We start from the raw sequence: 19,969 nt of genomic DNA, 5'->3' as shown, positions 1-19,969 counted from the left end.
GTGACAGGTGCGGTCAATCACAGGATAATGCGCCATCTTTTTAGCCGGCCTGCAGCAATGGGTCGACTCGATATGCTTGCTTGTTTGGCCGCCTTAGCCTGACAACCCTGGAGTGTCTGGTTTGATCGTCTTCCGTTATCTGTCCCGCGAAGTCCTGTTGACCCTGAGTGCCGTGAGTGCGGTATTGCTGGTCATCATCATGAGTGGTCGTTTCGTCAAATACCTCGCCCAGGCCGCCTCGGGCGCCCTGGATCCGGGCTCGCTGTTCCTGATCATGGGCTTTCGCCTGCCGGGCTTCCTGCAGCTGATCCTGCCATTGGGCCTGTTTCTCGGGATTCTGCTGGCCTATGGCCGCTTGTACCTTGAAAGCGAAATGACCGTGTTATCGGCCACCGGCATGAGCCAGCAACGTTTGCTGGCCATGACCATGGTTCCGGCCACCGGTATCGCGCTGGTCGTGGCCTGGTTGAGCTTGAGCCTGGCGCCCCAGGGTGCCCTGCAGTTCCAACTGGTGCTCAACAAACAGGACGCCATGACCGAATTCGACACCCTGGAGCCGGGCCGCTTTCAAGCGCTCAACGATGGCACACGGGTGACCTATACCGAGCAAATGACGGATGACCGTTCCAACCTGGGCGGTGTGTTCATCTCCCAGAAAAACCTCGGCCAGAACCAGAAAGACCGGGGTATTTCGATTCTGGTGGCCGACAAGGGACGTCAGGAAGTGCGCCCGGACGGCAGCCGCTACCTGATCCTGGAAGACGGCTATCGTTATGACGGCAGCCCCGGCCAGGCGGATTACCGCGCAATCAAGTACGACACCTATGGTGTGATGCTGGCCCGGCCGGATGTCAGCGACGAGGTCACCGACCGTGACGCGATCCCGACGCCAGACCTGATCGGCAGCAAGGAATTGCGCTCGATCGCCGAGCTGCAATGGCGGATCTCCCTGCCGCTGCTGGTCTTTATCGTGACCTTGATGGCCGTGCCGCTGTCCCGGGTCAACCCGCGCCAGGGCCGCTTCCTCAAGCTGTTGCCGGCAATCCTGCTTTATATGGCTTACCTGACCATCCTGATTTCCGCCCGTGGCTCCCTGGAGAAGGGCAAGCTGCCGCCCGCTCTTGGGTTGTGGTGGGTCCACGGGATCTTCCTGGCGATTGGCCTGGGCCTGCTTTATTGGGAACCGTTGCGCCTGAAGATGAAGAGTCGTCGCAGCATGAAGGAGATGGCTCGTGGTTAAGCTCGACCGCTACATTGGTAGCAGCGTCCTGGTCGCAATCCTTGCGGTATTGGGCATTATTCTGGGGCTTGCCTCGTTGTTCGCTTTCATTGATGAAGTCGGCAACGTCAGCGATACCTACACCGTAACCGACGTCCTGAGCTACGTGGCGCTGACGGCACCCCGTCGTCTCTACGACATGATGCCGATGGCCGCGCTGATCGGCTGCCTGATCGGCTTGGGCAGCCTGGCCAGCAACAGCGAGCTGACCATCATGCGCGCGGCGGGTGTTTCCATCGGCCGCATCGTGTGGGCGGTCATGAAGCCGATGCTGTTGCTGATGGCGGTCAGCGTGCTGATCGGTGAATACGTGGCGCCCCCTGCCGAGTCCACCGCCCAGGCCAATCGTGCCCTGGCCCAGGGTTCGGGGGATGCCCAAAGCTCCAAGCATGGCCTGTGGCACCGCCAGGGTGAGGAATTTATCCACATCAACGCCGTGCAACCAGACGGCTTGCTGGTCGGTGTCACTCGCTACCGCTTCGATAAAGAACGTCACCTGTTGTCGTCCAGTTTCGCCAAACGCGCACAGTACAGCGACGAAAAGTGGCAACTGAGCGATGTGACCACCACCTATTTCCGTGAAATCGGCAAGGGCGCGGCGTCGAGCACTGAAGTCATCAATGTGCCGACGGAGCCGTGGGACATTGCCCTCAAGCCCGAATTGCTGAACACCGTGGTGATGATCCCGGAAAGCCTGCCAATCTCTGGCCTGTGGAGCTATATCCATTACCTCAAGGACCAGGGCTTGAACAACGGTCGTTACTGGCTGGCGTTTTGGGTCAAGGTGTTGCAGCCGGTGGTGACCGCTGCGCTGGTGCTGATGGCGATTTCGTTCATCTTTGGCCCGTTGCGTTCCGTAACCCTCGGCCAGCGCGTGTTTACTGGCGTGCTGGTGGGCTTCACCTTCCGTATCGCCCAGGACCTGCTCGGGCCGTCCAGCCTGGTATTTGGCTTCTCGCCGTTGTTTGCGGTGCTGGTGCCGACGGCTATTTGCGCCTTGGCCGGCTTCTGGCTGTTGCGTCGGGCCGGTTGAGCCCGCGCTTATGAACAAAAAATGCCCCGTTCGAACGACCGGGGCATTTTTGTTCTTGGTCACCATGGATGACGTCAGGTCTGCGCATCAGGTACAATTCCCGGCTATTTTTCAGCGGGCAGTCTGCCTGCAGCCTTTTTGAGTGTTGATCCGTGAGTGATTTGAGTCATATCCGCAATTTCTCCATCATCGCCCACATTGACCATGGCAAGTCGACGCTGGCCGATCGATTTATCCAGATGTGCGGCGGCCTTGCCGAGCGTGAAATGGAAGCCCAGGTGCTGGACTCCATGGACCTCGAGCGCGAGCGCGGGATCACCATCAAGGCCCACAGCGTTACTCTGTATTACACCGCCAAAGACGGTATCAAGTACCAGCTCAACTTCATTGACACCCCGGGCCACGTCGACTTCACCTATGAAGTCAGCCGTTCCCTGGCGGCCTGTGAAGGCGCGTTGCTGGTAGTGGACGCGGGCCAGGGTGTCGAAGCCCAGTCCGTAGCCAACTGCTACACCGCCATCGAGCAAGGCCTGGAAGTGATGCCGGTGCTGAACAAGATCGACCTGCCACAGGCCGATCCGGACCGCGTCAAGGAAGAGATCGAGAAGATCATCGGCATTGACGCCACCGACGCCGTCGAGTGCAGTGCCAAGACCGGCCTGGGTGTCGACGAAGTGCTCGAGCGCCTGGTCAAGACCATTCCCGCGCCTACCGGCAACTACGAAGATCCGCTGCAAGCGTTGATCATCGACTCCTGGTTCGACAACTACCTGGGCGTTGTTTCCCTGGTACGCGTGCGCCACGGCCGCGTGAAGAAGGGCGACAAGATCCTGGTCAAATCCACCGGCAAGATCCACCTGGTGGACAGCGTCGGTGTGTTCAACCCCAAGCACACCGCGACCACTGATCTGAAAGCCGGCGAAGTGGGCTTCATCATCGCCGGTATCAAGGACATCCACGGTGCACCGGTAGGTGACACCCTGACCTTGAGCTCCACCCCTGACGTCGACGTGCTGCCGGGCTTCAAACGCATCCAGCCGCAGGTCTACGCCGGCTTGTTCCCGGTCAGCTCCGACGACTTCGAGGATTTCCGCGAAGCCCTGCAGAAGCTGACCCTCAACGACTCGTCGTTGCAGTACACCCCGGAAAGCTCCGACGCCTTGGGCTTCGGCTTCCGCTGCGGTTTCCTGGGCATGCTGCACATGGAAATCATCCAGGAGCGCCTCGAGCGCGAATACGACCTGGACCTGATCACCACCGCGCCGACGGTTATTTTTGAGCTGGCGCTGAAAACCGGTGAAACGATTTACGTCGACAACCCGTCCAAGCTTCCGGATCTGTCTTCCATCGAAGACATGCGCGAGCCGATCGTGCGGGCCAATATTCTTGTGCCGCAAGAACACCTGGGCAACGTCATTACCCTGTGTATCGAAAAGCGTGGCGTACAACACGACATGCTGTTCCTCGGTACCCAGGTGCAAGTGACCTACGATTTGCCGATGAACGAAGTGGTCCTGGACTTCTTCGACCGTCTCAAATCCACCAGCCGCGGCTATGCTTCGCTGGATTACCATTTTGATCGTTACCAATCAGCTAATCTGGTGAAGCTGGATGTGCTGATCAACGGCGACAAGGTCGATGCCCTGGCGCTGATCGTGCACAAGGACAACGCGCACTATAAAGGTCGCCAGTTGACCGAAAAGATGAAAGAACTGATTCCGCGCCAGATGTTCGACGTCGCGATCCAGGCCGCCATTGGCGGGCAGATCATTGCGCGGACCTCTGTCAAGGCACTCAGAAAGAACGTACTGGCCAAATGCTATGGCGGCGACGTCAGCCGTAAGCGCAAGCTGCTCGAGAAGCAAAAGGCCGGTAAAAAACGCATGAAGCAAGTGGGCAACGTGGAAATTCCACAAGAAGCCTTCCTTGCGGTGCTCAGGTTGGATAGTTAGGTCCTATGTCACTAAATTTCCCGCTGTTGCTGGTCATTGCCGTTGCCGTTTGCGGTCTCCTGGCGTTGCTCGATCTTATTTTCTTCGCCCCGCGTCGCCGGGCTGCCATCGCGTCCTATCAGGGCAGCGTCAGCCAGCCCGATGTGGCAGTGGTCGAGAAACTGAACAAAGAGCCAATGCTGGTTGAATACGGCAAGTCGTTCTTCCCGGTGTTGTTCATCGTGCTGGTGCTGCGTTCGTTCCTGGTGGAACCGTTTCAGATCCCTTCGGGATCGATGAAACCTACCCTGGACGTGGGCGACTTCATCCTGGTGAACAAGTTTTCTTACGGGATCCGCTTGCCGGTGATCGACAAGAAAGTCATCGAGATCGGTGACCCGCAGCGCGGCGATGTGATGGTGTTTCGCTACCCAAGCGACCCGAACGTCAACTACATCAAGCGCGTAGTGGGCCTGCCGGGTGACGTGATTCGCTACACCAGCGACAAGCGCCTTTTCGTCAATGGCGAGTCGGTGGCGGAAAAACTGATCGGTTCCGAGCCGAACACCCTGGGCAGCGCCGAGCTGTACCAGGAAAAACTCGGAGCGGTAGAGCACGAAATCCGCAAGGAAATGAGCCGCTACCGTTCGCCGCCTGACAACCAATGGACAGTGCCTGCCGGGCACTACTTCATGATGGGCGACAACCGCGACAACTCCAATGACAGCCGCTACTGGGATGATCCCAATATTCCCAAGGACCTGCTGGGCATGGTTCCCGACCAGAATATCGTCGGCAAGGCCTTCGCGGTCTGGATGAGTTGGCCGGAACCCAAGCTCAGCCACCTGCCGAACTTCTCGCGGGTCGGGCTGATCAAGTAATCCATGCGGCGCTGTGAACACAGCGCCGAATGCTTTTCTGGGGCTTGGACAAAGTCTGGTCCCATGCAGCAACCATCAGGATTTGAATTTGAACACAGCGTTAATCGTCGCAGGCCACCGGTGCCTCGAACTGAATGTGGGTAAACCGTGAGCGTTTCTCTAAGCCGTCTCGAGCGTCAGCTCGGTTACACCTTCAAGGATCAGGAATTGATGATCCTTGCCCTCACACACCGCAGTTTTGCCGGGCGTAACAACGAGCGCCTGGAATTCCTCGGTGATGCCATCCTCAACTTCGTCGCCGGCGAAGCCTTGTTCAATCGCTTTCCGCTGGCCCGCGAAGGCCAGTTGTCGCGCTTGCGTGCGCGCCTGGTGAAAGGCGAGACCCTGGCCGTACTGGCCCGTGGTTTCGACCTGGGCGATTACCTGCGCCTGGGTTCCGGCGAGCTGAAGAGCGGCGGTTTCCGTCGTGAGTCGATCCTGGCCGACGCCCTGGAAGCACTGATCGGCGCGATCTACCTCGATGCAGGCATGGAAGCTGCCAAGGAGCGCGTCGTCGCCTGGCTGTCGACCGAGATCGAAAGCCTGACGCTGGTAGACACCAACAAAGATCCAAAAACCCGCCTGCAGGAATTCCTGCAGTCCCGTGGTTGCGACCTGCCGCGTTACGAAGTGGTGGATATCCAGGGTGAACCGCATTGCCGAGTGTTCTTCGTCGAATGCGAAATCACCTTACTGAATGAAAAAAGCCGAGGTCAGGGTGTGAGCCGTCGTATTGCCGAACAGGTAGCGGCCGCTGCAGCACTGATTGCCCTGGGCGTGGAGAATGGCCATGACTGATTCAACCGCAACTCGCTGTGGCTATGTTGCCATCGTCGGCCGTCCGAACGTGGGCAAGTCCACGTTGCTGAACCACATCCTGGGACAGAAGCTGGCGATCACCTCGCGCAAGCCTCAGACCACCCGCCACAACATGTTGGGCATCAAGACCGAAGGCGCCGTACAGGCGGTCTACGTCGACACCCCGGGCATGCACAAAGGCGGCGAAAAGGCCCTGAACCGCTACATGAACAAAACCGCTTCGGCGGCGTTGAAAGACGTCGACGTGGTGATCTTCGTGGTCGACCGCACCAAGTGGACCGACGAAGACCAGATGGTGCTGGAGCGCGTGCAGTACGTCACCGGCCCGTTGATCGTCGCGTTGAACAAGACCGACCGCATCGAAGACAAGGCCGAGCTGATGCCGCACCTGAGCTGGCTGCAGGAACAACTGCCGAACGCCCAGATCATGCCGATCTCGGCCCAGCACGGGCACAACCTCGAAGCCCTGGAGCGTGTGATCGCCGGGTACCTGCCGGAGAACGAGCACTTCTTCCCGGAAGACCAGATCACTGACCGCAGCAGCCGTTTCCTCGCCGCCGAACTGGTACGCGAGAAAATCATGCGCCAGATGGGCGCCGAGCTGCCGTACCAGATCACCGTCGAAATCGAAGAGTTCAAGCAGCAGGGCAAGACCCTGCATATCCACGCGTTGATCCTCGTTGAACGTGACGGCCAGAAGAAAATCATCATTGGCGACAAGGGCGAGCGCATCAAGCGCATCGGCACCGAGGCGCGCAAGGACATGGAATTGCTGTTTGATTCCAAGATCATGCTCAATCTGTGGGTGAAGGTTAAGGGTGGTTGGTCTGATGATGAGCGCGCGTTGCGTTCGTTGGGTTACGGCGACCTGTAACAGGTCTGCGGAACACCGCAGGACCCATGTGGGAGCGGGCTTGTTGTGGCGAGGGAGCTTGTTGTGGCGAGGGAGCTTGCTCCCGCTGGGGCGCGAAGCGCCCCCAATCCATTCGCCTGGCCCCATCAGTTAAAACGCGGTGCCTGGTTTCAGGGCTGCTTCGCAGCCCAGCGGGAGCAAGCTCCCTCGCCACAGCAAGCTCCCTCGCCACAAAAGCGCTTTGCCACATTGGCCTCTCTTTAGAGACTCTTACACCCCATGTCCCAAACCCCGCCCACCGGCCAACCCGCCTACGTCTTGCACAGCCGCGCCTACCGCGAGACCAGCGCCCTGGTGGACTTCCTCACACCCCAAGGCCGGCTGCGCGCGGTCTTGCGCAGCGCCCGCGGCAAGGCCGGCACCCTCGCGCGGCCCTTCGTGGCCCTGGAAGTGGAGTTTCGTGGACGTGGCGAGCTGAAGAACGTCGGCCGCATGGAAGCCGCCGGCGCTTCCAACTGGCTCAATGGTGAGGCGCTGTTCAGCGGCCTCTACCTCAACGAATTGCTGATCCGCCTGCTGCCCGCCGAAGACCCGCACCCCGGCGTCTTCGATCACTACGCCGCCACCTTGCTCGCCCTCGCCGAAGGCCGTCCCCTGGAACCGCTGCTGCGCGCATTCGAATGGCGTCTGCTGGATGACTTGGGCTACGGCTTCGAACTGAGCAACGACCTGCATGGCGACCCCATCGCCGCCGACGGCCTGTACCGCCTGCAAGTGGACGCAGGCCTGGAGCGGGTCTACCTGCTGCAACCCGGCCTGTTTCAAGGCACCGAGTTGCTTGCGATGAGCGAAGCCGACTGGACCGCCCCCGGCGCCTTGTCTGCCGCCAAGCGCCTGATGCGCCAGGCCCTGGCCGTGCATTTGGGCGGTCGGCCCTTGGTCAGCCGCGAGTTGTTTCGAAAGCCCTGACATCCCCGTGTATGCTGTGCAGCGATTCCTTCCCTCTTCAGGAGCGCTTTTCGTGACCACCAGCAATCGCATTCTTCTCGGCGTGAACATTGACCACGTAGCCACCCTGCGCCAGGCCCGGGGCACCCGTTACCCGGATCCGGTCAAGGCCGCGCTGGACGCCGAAGAAGCGGGCGCCGACGGCATCACCGTGCACCTGCGCGAAGACCGCCGCCACATCCAGGAGCGCGACGTGCTGCTGCTCAAGGATGTGCTGCAAACCCGCATGAACTTTGAAATGGGCGTCACCGAAGAAATGATGGCGTTCGCCGAACGCATCCGCCCGGCGCATATCTGCCTGGTGCCGGAAACCCGCCAGGAACTGACCACCGAAGGCGGCCTCGATGTGGCCGGCCAGGAAGCGCGGATCAAGGCCGCCGTGGAGCGCCTGTCGAAGATCGGCAGCGAAGTCTCGCTGTTCATCGACGCCGACGAGCGCCAGATCGAAGCCTCGCGCCGTGTCGGGGCCCCGGCCATCGAACTGCACACCGGCCGTTATGCCGATGCCACCACGCCGACCGAAGTCGCCGATGAGTTGCAGCGCATCATCGACGGCGTCAACTGCGGCCTGGGCGAAGGCCTGATCGTCAATGCCGGCCACGGCCTGCACTACCACAACGTCGAAGCGGTGGCTGCGATCAAGGGCATCAACGAGCTGAACATCGGCCATGCGCTGGTGGCGCACGCGCTGTTCGTCGGCTTCAAAGGTGCCGTCGCCGAGATGAAAGCCTTGATCCTGGCCGCCGCCAAGGCCTGAAGTAACGAAGATCCAATGTGTGGCTTGTGTGGGAGCCGGGCTTGCCCGCGATGGCATCACCTCGGTATTTCAGTTGCACCGAGGTGATGCCATCGCAGGCAAGCCAGCTCCCACACCAAGCCCGCTCCCACATGTGTCAATGCGAACCCTTACTGTTTAGGTGATGCCGGTGTATGGTATCTGCCCTTTGCGGGTCTCGGACCCGCGGCAGATACGTGAGGTTGCTGTGTCCCAATCGTTTTCCCGTCGACAAATCCTGGGTGGTCTTGCCGGTCTCGCGGTAGTGGGCGTCGGTGCCGGTGGTGCTTACCGCTATTGGCTGGGCAAGGTCGCCGAGGCTGAGGCGGGGCACGATTACGAGTTGATCGCCGCGCCGTTGGACGTGGAGTTGGTGCCGGGGCACAAGACCCAAGCCTGGGCGTTCGGCCCTTCGGCGCCGGGTACCGAGTTGCGGGTGCGCCAGGGTGAATGGCTGCGGGTGCGCTTTATCAACCACCTGCCGGTCGCCACCACCATCCACTGGCACGGCATTCGCCTGCCGCTGGAAATGGACGGTGTGCCTTACGTCTCGCAACTGCCGGTACTGCCGGGCGAATACTTCGACTACAAATTCCGCGTGCCCGATGCCGGCAGCTATTGGTATCACCCTCACGTGAACAGCAGCGAAGAACTGGGCCGTGGCCTGGTGGGCCCGCTGATCATCGAAGAGCGCGAACCCACCGGTTTCAAGCACGAACGCACCCTGAGCCTGAAAAGCTGGCACGTGGACGAAGAGGGCGCCTTCGTGGCCTTCAGCGTTCCGCGTGAAGCGGCCCGTGGCGGTACTGCCGGGCGTTTGTCGACCATCAACGGCGTGTCCCAGGCGGTGATCGATTTACCCGCCGGGCAGATCACCCGCGTGCGCCTGCTCAACCTCGACAACACCCTGACCTATCGCATCAACATCCCCGACGTTGAAGCGCAGATCTATGCCCTGGACGGCAATCCCGTGGAGCCGCGCCCGTTGGGCAAGGAATACTGGCTGGGCCCGGGCATGCGTATCTGCCTGGCGATCAAGGCACCTCCCGCCGGTGAAGAATTGTCGATCCGCAACGGGCCGGTGCGCCTGGGCACCTTCCGCTCAGTGGCCAGCACCGACGCGCCCAGCGAGTGGCCGCCCGCGCTGCCCGCCAACCCGATTGCCGAGCCGGACCTGGCCAATGCCGAGAAACTCAACTTCAATTTCGAATGGGTGGGATCGGTCTCGGTGAACGTGGACAATGGCAAGCCGCCGAGCCTGTGGCAGATCAACGGCCAGGCCTGGGACATCACCGACAAGACCTGCGCGGACCGGCCGATTGCCAAGCTGGAAAAGGGCAAGAGCTACATTTTCGAATTGAAGAACATGACTCAGTACCAACACCCGATCCACCTGCACGGCATGAGTTTCAAGGTCATCGCCTCGAACCGCCACAAGGTGATTCCGTACTTCACCGACACCTACCTGCTGGGCAAGAACGAACGTGCCCGGGTGGCGCTGGTGGCGGATAACCCGGGTGTCTGGATGTTCCACTGCCATGTGATCGACCACATGGAAACCGGCCTGATGGCCGCCATCGAGGTGGCGTGATGCGCCAGTTTCGCCCCACGGCGATTATCGACCGCAGCCGCGACCAGGACTTCATGCGTGAAGCGCTGGCCTTGGCTGCCCAAGGCGCCGCGCTGGGGGAAGTGCCGGTGGGCGCGGTGCTGGTACAGGACGGAGAAATCATCGGGCGTGGCTTCAACTGCCCCATCAGCGGCAATGACCCCAGTGCGCATGCCGAGATGGTCGCGATTCGGGCCGCCGCCCAGGCTGTCAGCAATTACCGGCTGCCGGGCAGCACGCTCTACGTCACGCTGGAGCCGTGCAGCATGTGCGCCGGGCTGATCGTGCATTCACGGATTGCCCGAGTGGTGTACGGCGCGCTGGAGCCAAAAGCCGGGATTGTGCAAAGCCAGGGGCAGTTTTTTACCCAGGGCTTTCTCAACCATCGGGTGCTGTATGAAGGTGGAGTGTTGGCTGAAGAGTGCGGGACGGTATTGAGCGAGTTCTTCAAGGCACGCCGCGCCAAAGGCTGACGCGATACCCTGTGGCGAGGGAGCTTGCTCCCGCTGGGCTGCGTAGCGGCCCCAAAATCTGGGGAGCGCTGCGCACTCCAGCGGGAGCAAGCTCCCTCGCCACAACAGCAGTTTTATTTCTTCAACACAACAGCAGTCTTATTTCTTCGCGACAATCACCGCCCGCATCGGCGCCGGCAGCCCTTCGATGGTCTTGCTGTGATCCTCGGGGTCCAGGAAGTCGCTGAGGGACTGATACTTCATCCACTCCGTGCCGCGCTGTTCCTCGACTGTGGTCACACTCACATCCACACAGCGCACCTCACTGAAGCCCGCGCGGCGCAGCCACAGCATCAGCGCCGGTACCGACGGCAGGAACCACACGTTGCGCATCTGCGCGTAACGGTCTTCCGGCACCAGCACCTGCTGCTGATCGCCTTCAACCACCAGCGTCTCCAGCACCAGCTCACCGCCCTTGACCAGGCAATCCTTCAGCGCCAGCAAATGCTCGATCGGCGAGCGTCGGTGGTAGAACACACCCATGGAAAACACCGTATCGAAGCCCTCCATGTTCGACGGCAGGTCTTCAAACGGGAACGGCAGGTGCCAGGCCCTCGGCTCTGACAGGTAACGCTGTACCGCCTGGAACTGGCAGAAGAACAGCCAGTTCGGGTCGACGCCAATCACGCTGTCCGCCCCGGCGCCGAGCATGCGCCACATGTAATAGCCGTTACCGCAGCCCACATCGAGGATGCGTTTGCCCTTGAGGTCCAGGTGCGGCGCGACCCGTGACCACTTCCAGTCCGAGCGCCACTCGGTGTCGACGTGCACGCCGAACAGATCGAACGGCCCCTTGCGCCACGGGCACAATCCCATCAGCGCGGTGCGCATTTGCGCACGGGTGTCTTCGTCGCAATCGGTGTCGAGTACCAGGCCATTGAGCAGGTCGATTTCGCTGGGCATGATCTTTGGCAGCGCATCCAGCGCGCTTTGCCAGCGCTCCAGGTCGCCATGACCTTTTTCCATTTTCGCATCGAGTTGCGCTTGCAGGCCCTGGGCCCAAACGGCCAGGGGAGTGCCGACCAGGTGGCGGGCGAGGGGCGACAGATCAATCATGGCAAGGCAATCAACGAGGCAAAGTTAAGACACTGGAACCACGGCACGACTTTCGAGAACCCGGCCGCCAGCAGGCGTTCGCGGTGTTCTTCGAGGCTGTCGGGCTTCATGACGTTTTCGATGGCGCTGCGCTTCTGGGCGATTTCCAGTTCGCTGTAGCCGTTGGCGCGCTTGAAGGCGATGTGTAAATCGGTGAGCAGCGCGTGTTCTTCCGGGTCATTGAAGCGCAGCTTTTCCGAAAGGATCAGCGCGCCGCCCGGCAGCAGCGATTGGCGAATGCGCGAGAGCAACGCCAGGCGTTGTTCGGGGGCGATGAATTGCAGGGTGAAGTTCAACGCGACTACCGACGCCGGCTGGAATTGCAGCGCGAGGATATCGCCCTCGATCACCTCCACTGGCAGCAACTCCTGGAACATCGAGTCCTGGCCATTGAGGTATTCGCGGCAACGCTCGACCATCGCCGCCGAGTTATCCACCGCGATCACCCGACAACCGTCGGTGCGCACATGACGGCGCAGGGCCTGGGTCACCGCGCCGAGGGATGAACCGAGGTCGTAGAGCACACTATTGGGCTGGGCAAACTGCGCCGCGAGCACGCCGAGGTTCTCGACGATGGTCGGGTAACCGGGCACCGAGCGCTTGATCATGTCCGGGAAAACCCGCACCACGTCTTCGTTGAAGGCGAAGTCCGGCACCTGGGGCAGGGGCTGGGCGAATAGGCGATCGGGTTCTTTGCTCACGGCTGTTCCGGCGACGAAGGGGGAAAGCCCGGCATTTTAGCCAAGTTGGTCTTCGGATGCGCGGGTTGTCTGATGGAACGCCGAGGCGGTAATGCCCCACTGCCCCAGCCAGTAGCTGACGATCAGTAAATATGGTGCCGCTTCAAACGCCACCACAAACCGATTGATGCCGATCAGCGTGTCGGAGAACACGAACGACGCGGCGCCTGCCGCCGCCAGGTACGCCGAGCGCTTGGGCACATCGCTGCCCAATCGGGCCAACGCTCGCCACAGCATCGCGCTGATCACCAGCGCATACACCACCACCGGCACCAGCAATGGGCCGAGGCCATGGGAAATCAGGATGCTCAGCAAGATCGCACCCACCACCAGCGCCAACACCAGCGGCAAAATGGCCGGGCGGCGGCAGTCGCTCAAGTAGGCTTTCAGGTACGCCAGGTGCGCGAACAAAAACGCACCGAGGCCGAAGATGAACAGGTCGCCGGGCCAGGCCAGCAGCACATCGCCCACCAGGGAAAAAATCAGCCCCAGGCTGATCCAGCGTCGATAGTCGGTGGGCGGCGCATCATGCAACCAGCCCAGCAGCGCCAGTACCGGCAATGGCTTTACCAACAGGCAGAGCAGGGTGGCGTGGGTGCTCAGGCCGTAGATAAAGGTTACCGCCCCCATCAACGCAAGGATCATCCATGGCATATCAGTTCACCGTAATGGCGCAGTCGAAGGTTTCGGCCGGCTCTGCTTCCGGCTCCCAGGGTTGTTGGGAGGTAAGGCGCAAGCGGCCCTGGCCGGCGTTGAAGGCCTGGAAGCGCCAGGTGGATTGACCGCCACTGCCGACCACGCCGGTGCCTTCGGTGTTGCTGTAGACCTCGGGGCTCAGGCTGCGCAGCACGCCGCCGGCCGAGTCCTGGATGGCCCAGCGGTAACCGGTGGTGGGATTGCTGGGCAGGGTCAGGATCAGGTTTTGCCCGGTCTTGAGTTGCAGCGGGCAGGCGCTCTGTTTTTCCACGGTGACGTTTTGCTTCGGCGCACTGGCGCAGGCGGCGAGCAGGCAAAGACTCAGGGGGAGAAGCAGGCGGGCAGCGGTCATGGAGGCTCCGTTGTTTGACGACGAAGGGCGAGCATAACCGAAGATGAGACAAGGTGTGACAAGCGAGGAAGTTGTGTTGATAGGAAAGGCGCCATCGCGGGCAAGCCCGCTCCCACATTTGTCCGGGTTGTCATTCACAACACCGATCCCTGTGGGAGCCGGGCTTGCCCGCGATGGCGTCAGTCCAGGCACTGCATAACTGTCAGAACAACACCTTCGCCACATCCGCAAAGCGCTTGGCAAAGTGCACCGTCATCCCTTCCTTCAGGTACTCCGGCAGCTCCTCGAAACTCCCGCGGTTAGGCTCCGGCAGAATCAACTCGTGAATCTTCTGGCGCCGCGCCGCAATCACCTTCTCGCGCACCCCGCCAATCGGCAGTACATGCCCGGTCAACGTCAGCTCACCGGTCATCGCCACGCCTTTTTTCGGCGGCTGGTTACGTGCCAGGGACAGCAGCGCACTGGCCATGGTCACGCCCGCGCTCGGGCCGTCTTTGGGCGTGGCACCTTCCGGCACGTGCAGGTGCACGAAGGCTTCATCGAAGAACTTCGGGTCACCGCCAAACGACTTCAGGTTCGAGCTGATGTAGCTGTAGGCAATCTCGGCCGATTCCTTCATCACGTCACCCAGTTGCCCGGTGAGCTTGAAGCCACGGTTCAGTGTGTGAATGCGCGTCGCCTCGATCGGCAGGGTCGCGCCGCCCATGCTGGTCCACGCCAGGCCGGTAATCACCCCGGTGCCCGACAGCACTTGCTCGTTACGGAACACCGGCATGCCCAGGGAGGCTTCCAGGTCCTTGTTGCCGATCTTGATCACCGAATCCGGCTCATCCAGCAGCTTGACCACCGCCTTGCGCACCAGTTTGCCTAGCTGCTTCTCCAGCTGGCGCACACCGGCTTCCCGGGCGTAGCCGTCGATCAAGGCGCGCAGTGCACCGTCGCTGATGGACAGGCTGTTTTTCGACACGCCGGCTTTTTCCAACTGTTTTGGCCACAGGTGGCGCTTGGCAATCGCAACCTTTTCTTCGGTGATGTAGCCCGACAGGCGAATCACTTCCATCCGGTCCAGCAATGGGCCGGGGATTGAATCCAGGGTGTTGGCGGTGCACACGAACAGCACTTTGGACAGGTCCAGGCGCAGGTCCAGGTAATGGTCGAGGAATTCGACGTTCTGTTCCGGGTCGAGGGTTTCGAGCAGGGCCGAGGCCGGGTCGCCCTGGTAGCTCTGGCCCATCTTGTCGATCTCGTCGAGCATGATCACCGGGTTCATCACTTCCACATCTTTGAGGGCTTGCACCAGCTTGCCCGGCATCGCGCCGATGTAGGTGCGGCGATGGCCCTTGATCTCGGCCTCGTCACGCATGCCGCCGACGCTGAAGCGGTAGAACGGCCGGCCGAGGGATTCGGCAATCGATTTGCCGACACTGGTCTTGCCCACACCCGGCGGCCCCACCAGCAACACGATGGAACCGGCGACTTCGCCTTTATAGGCGCCCACCGCGAGGAATTCGAGGATGCGACTCTTGATGTCGTCCAGGCCGGCGTGGTGCTTGTCGAGTACTTTGCGGGCGTGCTTGAGGTCGAGTTTGTCCTCGCCATACACGCCCCACGGCACCGAGGTGGCCCAGTCCAGGTAGTTGCGGGTGACCGCGTACTCCGGCGAACCGGTTTCCAGGATCGACAGCTTGTTCATTTCTTCGCTGATGCGTTTTTGCGCCTGGGCCGGCAGTACCTTGTCCACCAGGCGTTGTTCGAACTGCTCGACGTCGGCGCTGCGATCGTCCTTGGTCAGCCCCAGCTCTTGCTGGATGACCTTGAGTTGTTCCTTGAGGAAGAACTCGCGCTGGTGCTCGCCGATCTTGCGGTTCACTTCGGCGGAGATTTCTTTTTGCAGGCGCGCGACTTCGACTTCCTTGCGCAGCATCGGCAAGACTTTCTCCATGCGCTTGAGCATGGGCACGCAGTCCAGCACTTGCTGCAGCTCATTGCCGGTGGCCGAGGTGAGGGCGGCGGCGAAGTCGGTCAGCGGCGACGGATCGTTGGGGCTGAAGCGGTTGAGGTAGTTCTTCAGCTCTTCGCTGTACAGCGGGTTGAGCGGCAGCAGTTCCTTGATCGCATTGATCAGCGCCATGCCGTAGGCCTTGACCTCATCGGTCGGCTGGGTCGGCTGGTGCGGGTATTCGACTTCCACCAGGTACGGTGGGCGGTGGTGCTTGAGCCAGGTCTTGATCCGCACGCGGGTCAGGCCCTGGGCGACAAATTGCAGCTTGCCGTTTTCGCGGCTGGCGTGATGCACCTTCACCAGGGTGCCGTACAGCGGCAGGCTGGAGGTGTCGAAGTGGCGCGGGTCTTCAGGCGGGGTTTCCATGAAGAACAGGGCAAGGGAGTGGTGGTCGGATTTGCTCACCAGCTCCAGGGTTTCGGCCCAGGGCTCTTCATTGACGATCACCGGCAACACTTGCGCCGGGAAGAACGGCCGATTGTGGATCGGGATGATGTAGACCTTGTCGGGCAGGTTTTGCCCTGGCAGGGCCAGGCCAGTGTTGGAGGAAGTGTGTTCAGCGTTTTCCGGATCGGCGTAGTCGTTGAGGTCGATGTCCGGGAATTCTTGCTGGTCGCTCATGGGGCACCTGCATAAGGAAGTATGCAAGTTAGATGGGGCAGGTCAGCCGTGGTTTCAATGGGTGGGGTGAGATAGCAACATATTGCACAATATTTTCAAGAGCGCCGCTGAACAAGTGTGGGAGCAAGCCCGCTCCCACATTTTCGATTGCATTTCGTCAGCTGAGTTTGTGCAAGTAGGCCGGTAAAGGTTGTTCGGGCAGCACCGACAGCACCTTCAAACGCTGCAACATCCGCTGCCGAGCCCGTTGCAGATGCTCGCGCAGGTTCAGCGCGGCGGCGTCGAAGGCGCCATGCAGCAACAGCTCCAGGATCAACCTGTGCTCGGCCAGCATCGCCGGATCGGCGCCAATCCCCAGCAGGCGGTAGAAAATCCGGCTGATGATCATCGGGCTCTGGCCCTGGCGGATCAGCGCGGCGATCTTGCGGTTTTGCAGGCCCGCCAGGCAGTGCTGGTGCAGGTCTTCCTCGATCTGCTCGATTTCCTCCAGGCTGCAGTGGGCGCTCTCTTGCGCATCAAGCACCCGCTGCAACATGGCTTGCAGCAGGTCGCGGTCGAGGTTCGGCGCGCTTTGGCGCAGGGCTTCCGGCTCCAGGCAGGCGCGCAGTTCGTAGTCTTCGGTGACTTCCCGGGCGGTCAGTGGCCCGGCCAGCCATTGGGAATAGGGTTCCTTTTCCACCAGGCCACGGTCCCGCAGGCGCATCAGCGCTTCACGCACCACCGCGCGGCTGACGTTGTAGTGCTCGGCGGCGGCCTGTTCATCGAGGCGGTAATGCCCGAAGGCGATGCAGGTCGAGAGCGCTGCGCCGATTTCCTCGACGATCCGCTCCCCCAGTGGCCGCGTATCCACCAGCTCATCTTCACCGTTGAGGCCCAGGTGCGCATGGCTCAGGGGCAGGCGCAGCGGCTCCATGTCCAGGCCGTCGGGGTTGATCAGGTAACCCCGGCCATCGAAGCGGCAGATCAACCCTTCGTCATGCAACAGGTTCAGGGCTTTGCGCACCGGCACCCGGCTGGTGCCGAACAGCTCGGCCAGCGGCGCTTCCAGCAACACCAGGCCATGGCGGGCGGTGCCGTGGGTGATGGCGTCGCGCAAAACCTGGTGAATCATCGCGTAACGGGAAGCCGAGGCTGACACTGCTTTCATCGGGTTCTCTGGAGCAAACGGGTCGGTGGCCGGGGATTCTCTCATAGTTGCGCCTGTCACTCTGCGCCACGTCGGTGGCACTTTTTTGGGGCCTTCAAAGGAGGGTTGTTACTTTTTTGCACCAAAATGTACTTATTAATAAAAGATACATTATTTCATTGTGGGCTAGGATTGGAACTCAACCGATATTTCTTTTGATGTCTGAAACCCATCTAGCCCGTGTATCTGCTCGAAGCCGTCGAATGCGCCCAATACGGTGCCTACGAGACTGGCACGAAAGCTGCCTTTGTAAAATGTACATTTTATTAATATGTACGTTTTAGAAGGTCATTCCCATGTCAGACGCCACTTCACTGGCCGAGGATTTTGCCAGCGGCCGCAGCGACCCGGTGCAGGCCCTCGAACAGGCACTTGCTCACGCGAGCCAAGTCCCCAGCGTATTCATCTCCCTGACTGCCGAGCGCGCCCACCGTGAGGCCGAAGCGTCTGCCGCCCGCTGGCGTGCGGGCCAGCCGTTGAGCCTGTTCGACGGCGTGCCCCTGGCCTGGAAAGATCTGTTTGATGTGGCTGGCAGCATTACCACGGCGGGCGCGGCCTATCGCAGCCACGCGCCAGCCGCCTTGCTGGATGCGCCGAGCGTAGGCCTGTTGTGCCGCGCCGGCATGGTCAGCGTGGGCAAGACCAACCTCAGCGAGCTGGCGTACTCCGGCCTGGGCCTGAACCCGCATTTCGGCACGCCGCATAACCCGAGCAGCGTCGATCAGCCACGGATGCCTGGCGGCTCATCGTCGGGTTCGGCGGTCGCCGTGGCGGCAGGCATCGTACCGATCGCCATGGGCACCGACACCGCCGGCTCCATCCGTATTCCCGCTGCGCTGAATGGCGTGGTGGGGTACCGCAGCAGTTGCCGGCGCTACAGCCGCGATGGTGTTTTCCCCCTGGCTCACACCCTCGACAGCCTCGGCCCGCTGACCCGCAGCGTGCGCGATGCGCTGGCCATCGACGACCTGCTCAATGGTCGCGACCAGCGCCCGCCACGCCAGCCCCGCAGCCTCAATGGCCAGCGGTTCCGGGTCGAGCAAAGTGTGCTGGAAGACGCACGGGTTGAACCTGCGGTGCGCGACAACCTGCAACGTTGCGTGGACCAATTGAAGGCGCACGGCGCACTGATTGATCTGCGCCCCTCGAAGACTTTCCAGGCCACCCTCGACCTGATCCAGCACCAAGGCTGGCTTGGCGCTTTCGAAGCCTTCGCCCTCCACGAAGCCCTGCTCGACAGCCCTGATGCCGAGCAACTCGACCCCCGGGTACGCCGTCGCCTTGAAGCGGCCCGCACGCTGCCGGCCAGCCAACTGCTGGCGCTGTACGACGCCCGTCGCCGCCTGCAACGGCAGCTTGTCGACGAACTCGACGGCGCGATCCTCATCACCCCCACCGTGGCCCATGTGGCCCCGGCCCTGGCGCCGCTGGAAGCCGACGACCAACTGTTCGTCAGCACCAACCTCGCCACCCTGCGCCTGACCATGCCCGGCAGCCTGCTGGACATGCCCGGCGTCAGCCTGCCCAGCGGCCGCGATGCCCTGGGCCTGCCCACGGGTTTGCTGCTCAGCGCCCCCAGCGGCGAAGACGCGCGCCTGCTTCGGGCCGCGCTGTCAGTCGAAACCGCACTCACTTTTTAAGGAGACACATCATGGCTAAAGACATCCTCTGTGCATTTGGCGTCGACGTCGACGCGGTCGCCGGCTGGCTCGGTTCCTATGGCGGCGAAGACTCCCCGGACGACATTTCCCGTGGTCTGTTCGCCGGTGAAATCGGTGCGCCACGCCTGCTCAAATTGTTCGAGCGCTACGGCTTGCGTACCACCTGGTTTATCCCCGGCCACTCGATGGAAACTTTCCCCGAGCAAATGAAGGCGGTGGCCGACGCTGGCCACGAAATCGGCGTGCACGGCTACAGCCACGAAAACCCGATTGCGATGACCGCCGAGCAGGAAGAAATCGTCCTCGACAAGTCCATCGAACTGATCACCCAGGTCACCGGCAAACGCCCCACCGGCTACGTCGCACCCTGGTGGGAATTCAGCAAGGTCACCAACGAACTGCTGCTGAAAAAAGGCATCAAGTACGATCACAGCCTGATGCACAACGACTTCCATCCGTACTACGTGCGCAAGGGCGACAGCTGGACCAAGATCGACTACAGCCAGCACCCCGACACCTGGATGAAACCCCTGGTGCGCGGCGAAGAAACCGACCTGGTGGAGATCCCGGCCAACTGGTACCTCGACGACCTGCCGCCGATGATGTTCATCAAGAAAGCCCCCAACAGCCACGGCTTCGTCAACCCGCGTCACCTCGAAGAAATGTGGCGCGACCAGTTCGACTGGGTCTACCGCGAGCACGAACACGCGGTGTTCACCATGACCATCCACCCCGACGTTTCCGGCCGCCCGCAAGTGCTGCTGATGCTTGAGCGGCTGATCGAACATATCCAGAGCCATGCCGGCGTGCGCTTCGTCACCTTCGACGAAATCGCCGATGACTTTATCCGCCGCCAACCGCGTACCTGACACCTGTA

General features: G+C 61.4%; 18 protein-coding genes. 12 read left to right on the top strand and 6 right to left on the bottom strand.

From position 1 onward, the window contains the following. Positions 1-121 precede the first annotated feature (121 nt). From lptF to tadA, 10 genes are all read left to right on the top strand, one after another. Complete coding sequence (gene lptF, locus LIY45_RS13705; protein WP_226476639.1) at positions 122-1,240, top strand: LPS export ABC transporter permease LptF; 1,119 nt, start codon at positions 122-124, stop codon at positions 1,238-1,240. Further along, positions 1,233-2,312, top strand: a complete 1,080-nt coding sequence (gene lptG, locus LIY45_RS13700; protein WP_226476638.1) for an LPS export ABC transporter permease LptG — start codon at positions 1,233-1,235, stop codon at positions 2,310-2,312. The genes lptF and lptG overlap by 8 nt, the downstream gene beginning before the upstream one ends. A gap of 152 nt (positions 2,313-2,464) precedes the next feature. Next, a complete protein-coding gene (lepA, locus tag LIY45_RS13695) occupies positions 2,465-4,264 on the top strand; it encodes a translation elongation factor 4 (protein WP_003210439.1) in 1,800 nt (599 codons plus the stop codon). A gap of 5 nt (positions 4,265-4,269) precedes the next feature. Next, a complete protein-coding gene (lepB, locus tag LIY45_RS13690; RefSeq protein WP_226476637.1) occupies positions 4,270-5,124 on the top strand; it encodes a signal peptidase I in 855 nt (284 codons plus the stop codon). Positions 5,125-5,271: 147 nt separating this feature from the next. Continuing rightward, complete coding sequence (gene rnc / locus LIY45_RS13685) at positions 5,272-5,961, top strand: ribonuclease III (RefSeq protein ID WP_003210434.1); 690 nt, start codon at positions 5,272-5,274, stop codon at positions 5,959-5,961. Then, positions 5,954-6,856 carry a GTPase Era gene (era, locus tag LIY45_RS13680; protein ID WP_003210432.1) on the top strand — a complete coding sequence of 301 codons (903 nt, stop codon included), beginning with the start codon at positions 5,954-5,956 and terminating at the stop codon, positions 6,854-6,856. The genes rnc and era overlap by 8 nt, the downstream gene beginning before the upstream one ends. Positions 6,857-7,114: 258 nt before the next feature. Continuing rightward, complete coding sequence (recO, locus tag LIY45_RS13675; protein WP_226476636.1) at positions 7,115-7,804, top strand: DNA repair protein RecO; 690 nt, start codon at positions 7,115-7,117, stop codon at positions 7,802-7,804. A gap of 52 nt (positions 7,805-7,856) precedes the next feature. Then, positions 7,857-8,600: a pyridoxine 5'-phosphate synthase gene (gene pdxJ / locus LIY45_RS13670; protein ID WP_063033049.1), complete on the top strand. Its 744-nt coding sequence runs from the start codon at positions 7,857-7,859 to the stop codon at positions 8,598-8,600. A gap of 226 nt (positions 8,601-8,826) precedes the next feature. Then, on the top strand, positions 8,827-10,209 hold the full coding sequence (locus LIY45_RS13665; RefSeq protein ID WP_226476635.1) for a multicopper oxidase family protein: 1,383 nt from the start codon (positions 8,827-8,829) through the stop codon (positions 10,207-10,209). After that, positions 10,209-10,700 (top strand): tRNA adenosine(34) deaminase TadA, encoded by a 492-nt coding sequence (tadA, locus tag LIY45_RS13660; RefSeq protein ID WP_010176928.1) that lies wholly within the window; start codon positions 10,209-10,211, stop codon positions 10,698-10,700. Before LIY45_RS13665 ends, tadA begins: the two co-directional genes overlap by 1 nt. A 138-nt stretch (positions 10,701-10,838) precedes the next feature. On the opposite strand, the gene cmoB is transcribed toward tadA, so the two are convergent. The 6 genes from cmoB to LIY45_RS13630 form a co-directional block, all read right to left on the bottom strand. Beyond that, positions 10,839-11,795: a tRNA 5-methoxyuridine(34)/uridine 5-oxyacetic acid(34) synthase CmoB gene (cmoB, locus tag LIY45_RS13655; protein ID WP_226476634.1), complete on the bottom strand. Its 957-nt coding sequence runs from the start codon at positions 11,793-11,795 to the stop codon at positions 10,839-10,841. Further along, on the bottom strand, positions 11,792-12,535 hold the full coding sequence (cmoA, locus tag LIY45_RS13650) for a carboxy-S-adenosyl-L-methionine synthase CmoA (protein ID WP_093201534.1): 744 nt from the start codon (positions 12,533-12,535) through the stop codon (positions 11,792-11,794). Before cmoA ends, cmoB begins: the two co-directional genes overlap by 4 nt. Before the next feature lie 36 nt (positions 12,536-12,571). Next, positions 12,572-13,228 carry a lysoplasmalogenase gene (locus LIY45_RS13645; protein WP_226476633.1) on the bottom strand — a complete coding sequence of 219 codons (657 nt, stop codon included), beginning with the start codon at positions 13,226-13,228 and terminating at the stop codon, positions 12,572-12,574. Between the two features lies 1 nt (position 13,229). Continuing rightward, entirely contained in the window at positions 13,230-13,622 is a 393-nt protein-coding gene (locus tag LIY45_RS13640; RefSeq protein ID WP_063033042.1) for a protease inhibitor I42 family protein, read from the bottom strand. 202 nt (positions 13,623-13,824) lie between these two features. Continuing rightward, positions 13,825-16,245, bottom strand: a complete 2,421-nt coding sequence (gene lon, locus LIY45_RS13635; protein WP_226476632.1) for an endopeptidase La — start codon at positions 16,243-16,245, stop codon at positions 13,825-13,827. Between the two features lie 157 nt (positions 16,246-16,402). Next, complete coding sequence (locus LIY45_RS13630; protein ID WP_017476082.1) at positions 16,403-17,392, bottom strand: GntR family transcriptional regulator; 990 nt, start codon at positions 17,390-17,392, stop codon at positions 16,403-16,405. Positions 17,393-17,727: 335 nt separating this feature from the next. Here LIY45_RS13630 and LIY45_RS13625 point away from each other — a divergent pair, with 335 nt between their 5' ends. Both LIY45_RS13625 and LIY45_RS13620 read left to right on the top strand, forming a co-directional pair. Beyond that, complete coding sequence (locus tag LIY45_RS13625) at positions 17,728-19,071, top strand: amidase (RefSeq protein ID WP_226476631.1); 1,344 nt, start codon at positions 17,728-17,730, stop codon at positions 19,069-19,071. Positions 19,072-19,082: 11 nt separating this feature from the next. Further along, positions 19,083-19,961, top strand: a complete 879-nt coding sequence (locus tag LIY45_RS13620; protein ID WP_003234086.1) for a polysaccharide deacetylase — start codon at positions 19,083-19,085, stop codon at positions 19,959-19,961. The last annotated feature ends 8 nt before the right edge of the window (positions 19,962-19,969 follow it).

The organism is Pseudomonas sp. MWU16-30323, from assembly GCF_020515595.1.
Lineage (GTDB): Bacteria > Pseudomonadota > Gammaproteobacteria > Pseudomonadales > Pseudomonadaceae > Aquipseudomonas > Aquipseudomonas yamanorum.
Note: the sequence above shows the minus strand (reverse complement) of the source record. Positions and strands in the feature narration are given on the sequence as shown.

Coding starts and splice junctions, on each gene's coding strand:
- LIY45_RS13625 (WP_226476631.1), top strand. CDS start 17,728: ATGTCAGACGCCACTTCACTGGCCGAGGATTTTGCCAGCGGCCGCAGC.
- LIY45_RS13640 (WP_063033042.1), bottom strand. CDS start 13,622: ATGACCGCTGCCCGCCTGCTTCTCCCCCTGAGTCTTTGCCTGCTCGCC.
- lon (WP_226476632.1), bottom strand. CDS start 16,245: ATGAGCGACCAGCAAGAATTCCCGGACATCGACCTCAACGACTACGCC.
- LIY45_RS13645 (WP_226476633.1), bottom strand. CDS start 13,228: ATGCCATGGATGATCCTTGCGTTGATGGGGGCGGTAACCTTTATCTAC.
- tadA (WP_010176928.1), top strand. CDS start 10,209: ATGCGCCAGTTTCGCCCCACGGCGATTATCGACCGCAGCCGCGACCAG.
- era (WP_003210432.1), top strand. CDS start 5,954: ATGACTGATTCAACCGCAACTCGCTGTGGCTATGTTGCCATCGTCGGC.
- LIY45_RS13630 (WP_017476082.1), bottom strand. CDS start 17,392: ATGAAAGCAGTGTCAGCCTCGGCTTCCCGTTACGCGATGATTCACCAG.
- cmoB (WP_226476634.1), bottom strand. CDS start 11,795: ATGATTGATCTGTCGCCCCTCGCCCGCCACCTGGTCGGCACTCCCCTG.
- recO (WP_226476636.1), top strand. CDS start 7,115: ATGTCCCAAACCCCGCCCACCGGCCAACCCGCCTACGTCTTGCACAGC.
- lepB (WP_226476637.1), top strand. CDS start 4,270: ATGTCACTAAATTTCCCGCTGTTGCTGGTCATTGCCGTTGCCGTTTGC.
- LIY45_RS13620 (WP_003234086.1), top strand. CDS start 19,083: ATGGCTAAAGACATCCTCTGTGCATTTGGCGTCGACGTCGACGCGGTC.